Below are 8,130 nucleotides of genomic sequence, written 5' to 3' on the forward strand. Positions count from 1 at the left end.
GATCAATACTTTCCCCATCTTCTCTTGTCCCCCCCCTTACCAAGGGGGGGTTAGGGGGGTTCCAAACTGCGGGTTAGCGAGGGTTCCAAACCACTTATCAATAAACATTTCCACTTGTTCGGGATAGGAAAACTCCAGAGTGCGATAGGTATCAAAAGTATCCAACGCAGAGCCGATCGCATCCCAGACATTCTGCCGACAACTTAGCACAATCCGCGCCCTTTGAATACAGCCGCCCGTCCTAATTTGCCGCTCAATTTCCGCCAAAGGATTCCCATCTCCCACCGCCATCTCATCCGCCCCATCCAACACCAACCACACGCGCTCAGCATTAAACTGTGCTAAAAAATCATCCTTAATTTCCGCCGTCGCCTCAGCCTTCCCAACCCTCTTAATTGCCGCCAGCAACCAACTATCAAATAAATAGGTTTCTAAATCCTTCCCCTGCAAATCCGCCAAAGACACCCAAATCACAATCGCCTCGGAAATTTCAGCAGCAACCCAATTAGCAATCCGCCGCAACAGCGTAGTTTTCCCCGCCCCCGGTTCCCCAATAATTCCTAACCGCTTCCCATTGCTTTTCGGGCTAATCCCTTGCTGGATCACTTGATCTAGAAACTCGCTATGTTCAAATGTCTGAGTAACTTCTTTTTCTCGATACAAATCCGAACCTTCCTCAGCCCCAACATCCTCGCGCTTCTCAGTCACTTTGTGCCGTTCCACCAAACCCAGCGGCACGTAAACATCATCAATTTCATGGTTGCCAAAAGTTAGCTGATTGCTACTCAGTCGCTGCTGTTCTTTTTCGTCTAAAATCTGCTGGCAAATAGCCCGCCAGTCAATCGGCTGGTAAACAATCCGGCTTTTTTCCACAATTTCCTCAAGCCAAGCATACATCTCTTGGGTTGTGCGATCGATCCGCGTCAAAGTTTGCCCCGTAAAAATCTGAAAAACCTTGTCATTTTCCTTGACTTCTTGGGCAAAATATGCTGATAATAAATCAAATAATTCTTGCTCTAACTTAGTTTTGTAGGGTGCGACATCGCAATTTTCTAGCGCGACTGCCAGCAGTTTTTCCTGAAGTTTTTCAACCCGATTCTGCTTTAACTCATCTGGGGCAGTCAGCAGCAATTCTATCTCATCTAAGCCTGCAATGGGAATTCCAGAGGGGACTGTTTCTTTATCTACTTGTTGTAATTCTAATTTTAGCTTTTCCAGCTTTCGTTTCAACCAATCAAAGTCCTTGCGCCTGTCTGCCAGCGAATAGGCAAAACTCTCTCGGTTAGCCCTATTTTTGGGGTCGATTTCCTGTTTGCATTCTGAGGCGATTTGTTGCTGAGCTTTCAGGAAAGATGTTTTTAGCGCTTTTTCTAAATCGTGATTGACAATTTTTCCGTTTCGTGATATCTTTTTTATCCCGGTCAAACAGAGGTGCTTTGCTGCATCATTAACTTGAGTGCCGAGAATGGCTTGCCAAGCGACTGTGAAAAGCAAGCCCAAGGTAATCGGATCTGACATTTGAGGGTTCTCCTGATATCAGGCGGCAAGGGGGTTGTTTTTATGATAGGCGATCGCATTTGGTTGCGGGCGAGTCCTCGATCGACCGGTTTTCATCTGATATGAATCATATTTTAAAACACTTCATCCTCTATTCCTACCCACCATTCCCCTAGATTCATTAAATCCTGCTGGATATCGGCAAGTTCTGTCATATATTCTTCAGCAGAAATTTCCGATCGCCTTTCTTGCAATTTTTTCAGCCGCAGTTGCACCAACAGCCAAGGTTTGGAAATCCCGTCGGTTGCTTTGATATATTTAGCTACATCTTGGCTATTCATGATTCTTTTTTAGATTGGATTTTTTTTACCGCAGAGAGCGCAGAGAGCGCAGAGGAGGAGAAGAGAGAGATGTATATTTATGATGCTAATTTATTTAATATTATATCTGTTTTGAAACCGATTAAACAACTCTCTTTTTTCCATGTCAGTTGCAACTTATATTTTGCACCATTATCGAGAACAGGCAAGATGCCTGTTCCACAAAGAATGAGTTCTGTTTTGTGGTGGGCTTCTAGCCCGCCCGCCAACATCTTTTACCTGTAATCTGAAGTCTGAATGCTCTTCAGTTTGGCCGCATATTTTATGCCGTATTCCGGGCGGCAGAAGCGATCGACCTGAGACTCGAAAAACGCCCGGTTCGCCTTCAAATGCTTCGGATTTGGGTCATCCAAAGGATACAATAGGGCAGCCCGCAAAGCTTGAATCACGGCCGAAGTAACGCAGTACATCGATCGCTGGAACGTCACCCCAATTTGATTGAGGACATCATCTTCGCCGCGACACCGCTGTTTGAAGAAATCCATCAAATAAGGCGGCAGGAAGTGCAGCATATCTTGGGCCAGCAAAGTTGGCGGAATTCCAGCAGTTCCTACGGGGAATTTGTCTGCATACAAAACTCCGTAGTGGAAGTCTTTTTGGTCGTCGGGAACTTCCCTCGCTTGCGCGTTGTACGATTTGGTTCCCCGGAACGGCGAAGTGCGGTAAAATACAGATTCTACGTAGGGTAGGGCTGCTTCGTAAAGCCAAGTAAAACCTTTAGATTTCGGGATGATTTCGTAGGTTTCGCCGTCGATTAGAACGTGGTGGTAAATGGGCCTTCCGGCGATCGCAAATATGCCGTTTACCAGGAAATCCATCGCCTGCGGGACTGTGGTAACTTTGCCTTCGTCGTACAAGTCGGAAACTTCAAAAAACACCGGTGCCATTACTTCCCAGAACAAACCGAGATTGCTGTAATAAGACATCTGGCGGCACTGTTCTAAAAACAAATCTGGGAATGCTTTGTGCAGCGCCAGCATGAACGGGTCTTTTTTGAAGTAAGCTTTAATGGCGCGATCGGCATTAGCTTTGTATTCGTCGCTGTCGAGATAGGGGTCGAACTGATTGACGGGAACGTACATCCCCCGGTGCCACAGCATTGACCTCATGCACTCTTCGGCAAATTCCATGTTAATGCGATCGTGCCACAAATGGTGAAACAGCCGCGATTTTTTACCAGTTTCCCCTTTTTCCATGAACTCCAAAAGTTCTGGGTGGGCGCTGCCAGTCCCCCGCCAAATCCGCAAATCAGCACCGTCACCTGAATAGTGATTTTGCAAGTCTAAATACTCCTGGGGTAAGAAGTATTTAAAGAAGGGCAGCGGGTTTAAAAATACCCGTTCCGCGATGTAAAGCAAATCCCGCCAGTAGAAATCCATCGGCACCGCGTAAGCTTTCCAAATCGCGATAATTTGCATCAGATTTTCCGGCGTATCGGGAATCATTGCGCCGCCAGCTTCCAGCCTGTGGATTACTTCAGCAAATTCGTGCTTGGAAGGAGGCAGTTTAGTTGCTGGTTTTGTAGGGGTTTGTACCATTTTTTTTTCCTTTGGTTGAATCAACTTTTAAATCTTTCTACTCGTTCCCAGGCTCTGCCTGGTAATGCAGATCCGGAGGCTCTGCCTCCAATTTTCCTGATCAAAAGCGAGGCAGAGCCTCTGGATATCGGTTCTCAGGCAGAGCCTGGGAACCAGTTAATCAATCACACGAGCGCGCAACCTGTCGCTGTTATTCATCCTCCTTTTCAGCCCAAGGAGGCCGACCTTTTGGAGAGCGAATGTTGACAATTGAGCCGTCCGATCGCGTAATAGAGAAAGCATCAAATTCACCATCGTCCATCTCACCTACAACTACGATCGTTTCCCCTTGGGATAAATTGATGTTGCGCTTCTTTCGGGAGCCGCCATCGACTCTCACTTCACCGCTACCGTCATCAATAATCCACTCATTTTCATCAGCTTCTCCAAGACCTACTACTTTGCCAGAAATGGTAGTTGCTGTTCTCGGTCTTTGCAAATCGGCAATTCGGATTCTAGCTTGGGCAATAGCAGAAGTTTCTGCGACTAAAAAACCAAGTGCTGCTGCACATAAACTGATTTTTTTTGTGTGTGTTTCACGAGCAATTTTTACTTACCCCTTACTGCTGTTTCTATCCGGCAACAGAAACTTGATTTTATTGTTTGATTAGTTCCTGTATTTGATTCTTTTTTGAGTGTAACACATTTGCTATTCAAAGGAATCAAGATTTCTTGGCGCGGACAGATCGACTGATTTAAAGCATTTAAGGGATTGATTTTGATGGAAGAAGAAAGATTTCCCCCCTCTTCCACTCAGACTATATCTATTTTTCAAACTGCTCGACAATCGCTATTCCAGCAATTCTCTCAACGGGTAGAGTTGCTGCGATGGCAGTTGTAGTAGATTCGCTCCACTTCAGCAGCCACACTGGTTGCACTCCTAAGAAGAAAATGATCCCGGCTAAAACTAACGCTGGCATATTTTCGGCAAACTTAACGGCAGGGTAGTAAGCCGTGGCGTTGTCCAACTTTCCAAAACAGGTGCGGTTGAGCAGAATTACAAAGTAAACTGCTGTTAACCCGGAGGCTAAAATGCAGAGTAAAGTCGGAATTGGAAATTTGGAGAAACTGCCTTGAAATACTAAAAATTCGGCGATAAAACCGACTAAGCCGGGAATGCCGGCGCTTGCCATGCCTCCCAAAACTAATAGCGAGCTCGCCGTGGGCAAACCCCGCAGCGGATTCATCAAGCCGTTGAGCACGTCCAAATCCCGCGTGCCGGCTTTGGTTTCGATGATGCCTACGAGATAAAACAGCAAAGCTAAAATCAAGCCGTGGCTTACCATTTGCCCGACTGCACCGATTAAGGCGAGTTTTGTTCCGGCGGCGCAGGCGACGAGGATGTAGCCCATGTGTCCGATCGAACTATAGGCTACCATGCGCTTGATATCTTTTTGGGCGATCGCGGTCAAAGCACCGTACATCACGCTGACTGTCCCGATTATTGCTAAACTTGGAGCGACAATCGACCAAGTTTCGGGAAACATCTGCAAACCAAACCGGATTAAGCCGTAAGTTCCCAATTTCGCCAAAACGCCTCCCAACAAAATTGCTGTTGCTGGCGAAGCTTCGACGTAGGCATCCGGCAGCCATGTATGCAGCGGCACTAAAGGAATTTTAATTCCCAACCCAACCAACACAATAGTTAGCAGGATTAATTGAGTTTTCAAGGACAAGTCTTGAGTAGTAATCGCGCTGTAGTCAAAGTTTAAAGAACCGCTCAGCCAAGCTACACCCAAAAATCCCGCTAAAACTAAAAGTCCCGAAATTGCCGTATATATCAGAAACTTCATCGCAGCATATTCGCGTTTCTTGCCTCCCCAAATCGCAATTAAGAGATAAAAAGGAATTAATTCTAGCTCGTAAAACAAGACGAACAGCAGCAAATTCTGAGACATTAAAGCTCCAGCAACACCCGCATTGATCAGCAAAATCATCGCGTAGTAAAGTTGGGGGCGAGCTATTCCTTCGCCGGTGCCGTAAATCACCAATAGCGTCAGAAATCCGGTTAAAACTAACAGCGGCAAAGATAAGCCGTCAACCCCCAAGTTGTAGCTCAAACCTAATTGTGGAATCCAAGGCAAATATTCTTGAAATTGCAGTCCTGAATTTGTCGTGTCAAATTGAGTCAGCAGCAAGATATTTAACAAAAAAACGGCAGCAGCGAAGACGGAAGCTACTGAACGCAGCTTCGTCGTATTCATGTTTCCTGGTAAGAAACCCACCACCGCAGCGCCCAACGCGGGCAACCAGAGCAAGGCACTAAGCATAATTTAAACAGTTGATTGTTGACAGTAGTCAGTTGGCAGTAGTCAGTTGGCAGTAGTCAGTTGGCAGTAGTCAGTTGGCAGTTGGCAGTTGTTAGTCAACAGTTAACAGTTAACAGTTAACAGTCAACAGTTAACAGTTAACAGTCAACAGTCAACAGTCATCAGTCATCAGTCATCAGTCAACTGTCAACTGTCAGTAGGGGCGGTGTCTGTGAGTGCGAAAACTATTGTTTACCCGCCAACAATCGACAGGCGAGCTAGCAGCGGCCAGCTTACCAGCATTCCCAAAAGTGCAACTCCGAACAAAATTGTCAGGGCGTAAAACTGAGTTTGACCGTTGACGTTGTATTTGAGGCTCTGTCCGCCGAAAACAGTGGCAAAACCTATTAAATTTACGAATCCGTCAACAATATTGCGATCGATCCAGGATATGATTTGGGATACCAGGCCGACTGCAAATACCACTGTGACGCGGTAAAGTTTGGCGGTGTAAAAGTCGTAGGCAAAGAAATCTTGTACGGCTTGAGAACCAATTCGTACAGGTTTTTCCCACTTTTCGTTGAGGTAAATAAATGCTCCTGCACCGATGCCGATCGCGCTTGACAAAACTAACAGTCCGGCCGCAGTATAATTCAAAGTTGCCAAAGGCAAAAGTTGCCAGTCCCAGAGCAAGTGCGGAACGTGCAAAGTAAATCCCATTAACACGGTCATCGGCAAGATAAAAGGCCAGTGAACTTCGGGGGAACGTTCGGTCATTTGCTTTGGCTTGCCGCCGAAAACTAAACCAAAAACGCGCACTAAGCCAAAAGCAGTTACGCCGTTGACAAACAGCAGAATTCCTAACAGTGAAGGGTGAGTTTCCCAAAGCCCGCCTGCTAATTCCGACAAAGCCCAGAAGCAACCGAAGGGCGGCAGTCCAATCACTCCAGCAGCGCCGACAAGAAAGGATATTCCCGATATCGGCCGCTTCGACCACAAACCGCCGAGAGATCGGACATCTTGAGTGATGCTGTTCCAAACTACTGAACCGATGCTCATCACCAGCAAACCCATTGCCAAGGAATAAGCAAATATCAATGTCAAAGCTGTGTGGGTTTGTCCGGTACCGACGGCGATAAATACTAAGCCCATGTAAGAGCTAACTATATAAGATAGCGTGCGCTTGATGTCGATTTGGGCGATCGCAATTAAGGAAGCACCCACGGCCGTTGCAGCACCTACAATAATAGTTGTCTTCAGTCCCACGGGCGACAAAGCGATGACCGGCTGCAATTTAATCAAAATCCAAGCGCCGGTTTCCACAACTACCGTGTTCCGCAAAATCGTTGCCGGTAGCGGGCCTTCCATCGCTTCATCCAGCCACAGGTGCAGGGGAAACTGAGCGCATTTGCCCATCGGGCCGGCAATCAAAGCTAAACTCAACAGCGTGGCGACTGTGGGGTCAATGTTTGCAGTCTGAGCCCAAACTGCCAACTCGTCAAAATTCCAAGTTCCCGCCAGCGGCAGAATTGCAACTACTCCCATCAGCAGGAATAAATCTCCCACCCGCTTAGTTAAGAAAGCGTCGCGGGCTCCCGTCACCACCAAAGACTGATTGAACCACAGCCCGATTAGCAGGTAAGTTCCCAGAGTCAGGACTTCCAGAATCATGTAGCTGAAGAACAGAGAGTTTGACAAAACCAAGCCGCACATCCCAGCTTCAAACAGCCCCATCAGGGAAAAGAACCTCGCCCAGCCCCAGTCCATTTCCATGTAGCCGATTGCATAAATCTGCGCCAAAAAATTTAGTCCGGTAATCAAAACTGTAGCCCCGACGGTGACAACAGAGATTTCTACGGGAATGGTGAGGTCTAAACCTGCGACGTTCAGCCAGGGAATCAATAGCTGTTGTGCGGGTTGGTTCCAGGCTGCGGTTAGGGCTATGACGCCGTGGGCGAAAGCTAAGAAGCTTAATATGGCGTTTACGTAACCGGACGGTCTCGGTCCCGTGCGGCGGGTTAGTCCAGGAAACCACGCTATCGACAGAAATGCGCCGATGAGTGGGTAGCAAGGTATAAACCAAACGGTCTGGAGTAGGATTTGAGCCATTGGCACTACCTGTAAATGTTACAAAAATTTAATAATCTGAGAATAATCTCGATCGCCAGAAGTAAAGAAATTTTGGGGTGACTGCCAATTTATTGTCGTTTTGAAGCCGGGCGCTTCAGCATAGACTTATTAATTTTATATTAAGGATTGCCGGAAATTTTCATATTTGCTGATTCATGGTACTTATCGGAAGATAAACTATACTTATAGGATGCAAAAATAAGAGGGTCGGCAAAGAGTCTCCAACCCTCTTGTAGAGCGGGTTTTGTCTGTAGAAAAGCGGTTTCAACCGCCCCGTATTTTTTTAGTGATTAAAGC

At 46.8% G+C, this 8,130-nt stretch carries 6 protein-coding genes; all 6 read right to left on the reverse strand.

Annotation, left to right across the window (positions count from 1 at the left end; all coding sequences use genetic code 11):
* Positions 1-36 precede the first annotated feature (36 nt).
* Positions 37-1,518 carry an NACHT domain-containing protein gene (locus WBA89_RS29270; RefSeq protein WP_424411128.1) on the reverse strand — a complete coding sequence of 494 codons (1,482 nt, stop codon included), beginning with the start codon at positions 1,516-1,518 and terminating at the stop codon, positions 37-39.
* Between the two features lie 113 nt (positions 1,519-1,631).
* Positions 1,632-1,838, reverse strand: coding sequence for a hypothetical protein (locus tag WBA89_RS29275; protein ID WP_424411129.1), 207 nt, complete (start codon positions 1,836-1,838; stop codon positions 1,632-1,634).
* Between the two features lie 254 nt (positions 1,839-2,092).
* Positions 2,093-3,415, reverse strand: coding sequence for a CO2 hydration protein (locus WBA89_RS29280; protein ID WP_424411130.1), 1,323 nt, complete (start codon positions 3,413-3,415; stop codon positions 2,093-2,095).
* Between the two features lie 190 nt (positions 3,416-3,605).
* Positions 3,606-3,893, reverse strand: coding sequence for a hypothetical protein (locus WBA89_RS29285; RefSeq protein WP_424411131.1), 288 nt, complete (start codon positions 3,891-3,893; stop codon positions 3,606-3,608).
* A gap of 325 nt (positions 3,894-4,218) precedes the next feature.
* Positions 4,219-5,724, reverse strand: a complete 1,506-nt coding sequence (locus tag WBA89_RS29290) for an NADH-quinone oxidoreductase subunit M (protein ID WP_424411133.1) — start codon at positions 5,722-5,724, stop codon at positions 4,219-4,221.
* Positions 5,725-5,955: 231 nt separating this feature from the next.
* A complete protein-coding gene (locus tag WBA89_RS29295; RefSeq protein WP_424411134.1) occupies positions 5,956-7,812 on the reverse strand; it encodes an NAD(P)H-quinone oxidoreductase subunit F in 1,857 nt (618 codons plus the stop codon).
* Positions 7,813-8,130: the final 318 nt, after the last annotated feature.

It is taken from the genome of Microcoleus sp., assembly GCF_049646505.1.
Taxonomy (GTDB): domain Bacteria; phylum Cyanobacteriota; class Cyanobacteriia; order Cyanobacteriales; family Microcoleaceae; genus Microcoleus.